Origin of the sequence: Pseudoalteromonas sp. MER144-MNA-CIBAN-0113, from assembly GCF_040308965.1 — a bacterium.
GTDB classification, from domain to species: Bacteria; Pseudomonadota; Gammaproteobacteria; order Enterobacterales; family Alteromonadaceae; genus Pseudoalteromonas; species Pseudoalteromonas tetraodonis.
In genome coordinates, this window is the sequence record NZ_JBEOOG010000153.1 from 1 (window position 1) to 1934 (window position 1934).

The window sequence follows — 1934 nt, forward strand, 5'->3', positions numbered from 1 at the left end:
AAAGAAAATGGCAGGGCTAGACGATGATTATCGCTCAACCCTGTTAGAATCTGGGATTAAAATGCGCTAGCCGTGATGTTAGAGCGGCATTATCGGTTGCAGCCGTTGCTTTACCTGTTGCTATAGCTTATGCGCAACTTACAGGCGTTAATGCTGCGGTTGGCCTGTATTCTTGCGTATTACCTATGATGCTTTATGCACTTTTTGGTACCTCTAAACAGCTTATTATTGGCCCTGATGCCGCAACATGTGCGGTTATTGCAGCAGTTGTTACTCCACTTGCTGCAGGCGATAGCTTTAAACATTGGCAATTAGTGATCACCATGACCGCAATGACCGGTTTTTGGTGCTTTATTGCCAGCCGCTTTAAGCTAGGTGTATTAGCCGACTTTTTATCTAAACCAATTTTAATGGGGTTACTAAACGGTGTGGCTATTACCATTATTGTTGGTCAGTTTTCTAAAGTATTTGGCTTTACCTTTGATGAGCGCTACTTGCTTGAGCGTTTAGGTGGCGTTCCTACGTATTTATCGCAAACTCATATTCCCACCTTGCTAATGGCTTTATTTACCCTCGGCGTTTACTTTGTGTTAAAGCGCTTAAAACCTACATGGCCAGCCTCTATGTTTGCCATTGCACTAGGTGCGGTATTCGTTTGGTTGTTTAATTTAGAGCAGTTTGAAATAAAAACCATAGGCACAGTAACCGGTGGTTTGCCTGTGTTTAACACTCCAGTATTTGACGTGGGTATTATTCGAGAACTTGTTGTACCGGCACTCAACTTAGCCATAGTTAGCTTTGTCAGCATGATGCTAACGGCGCGAAGCTTTGCAGCAAAGAATGGCTACGACATCGATGCCGATAAAGAATTTAGAGCCTTGGGCATCGCTAATTTAGCGTCAGCATTATCACAAGGCTTTGCCGTTAGTGGTGCCGACTCACGCACAGCCGTGAACGACGACTCTGGCGGAAAAACCCAATTAGTTTCGATTATAGCTGCCGCTATTATTGGCGTTATCGCTCTTTTTTTAACGGCGCCGCTTGAGTTTATTCCCAGTGCTGCACTCGGGATTGTATTAATAATTGCCTCTGTTCACCTGCTTGATTTAAAGGCAGTCTGGCAATTAAAACTTAAAGATAAGCAGGCATTTTACTTAGCCTCAGCCACACTTTTTGCTGTGCTGTTTATTGGTGTTATACCAGGAATTACCCTTGCTGTATTACTAGGGTTATTTCAATTTATTCGAACTGTTATGCGCCCATCAGACACCATTTTAGGTGTGGATATAAAAGGCGTAGTAAGAAGCTTAGACGAAACAGATAAAGCCAAAGCAGTACAAGGGGTTTTTATATATCGTTTTAATTCTCCTTTAACCTATTTTAATGCCAGTTATTTTAAACGCCGCTTGTTAGAGCAATATGCAAGACAAAAAGACGACACGCAATGTGTCATTATTGATGCTGTGCCCTGCTTCACTCATCTTGATTTAAGCGTTATGGCCATGCTCGCAGACCTAGATGTGATATTTAAAAAACGAGGTATTCGATTAGAGCTAGCGGGAAGAAAACGCCAACTACTTTCTTGGTTTAAAACCGCTGGTATCGCCTCAGGTAAAGACGGTATTTATATTCATTCAGACTTATACATTGCCTTACAAAAAAACAGCGTCAGTCAGCATGTCGACGAGGTTACGATGTTTCAATCGCAAAACTCCGAAGAGATAAATGCAGGTAATAATTAGGGTTATTATTTTTCCTCAACTACACTAGGGTCTGTTGACCTTTGTGGATTAAAATTTGTTCAAACTAGGGGCGATTTAATCGCGGCGCGAGGTTTGTAACCTAGCGGGCTAAGTCAAAACCGAGCAAAGCTTCCGCGTCCTGCTCACGCCCCTTACCTACATCCCTGTCTCTTGATCACAACTTTTCTGTCT

1 pseudogene is annotated in these 1934 nt (G+C 42.6%); it reads left to right on the top strand.

Annotation, left to right across the window (positions count from 1 at the left end):
• Positions 1-74: 74 nt before the first annotated feature.
• A pseudogene (locus AAEY57_RS19080) lies at positions 75-1742 on the top strand (SulP family inorganic anion transporter); the annotation flags it as partial.
• Between the last annotated feature and the right edge of the window lie 192 nt (positions 1743-1934).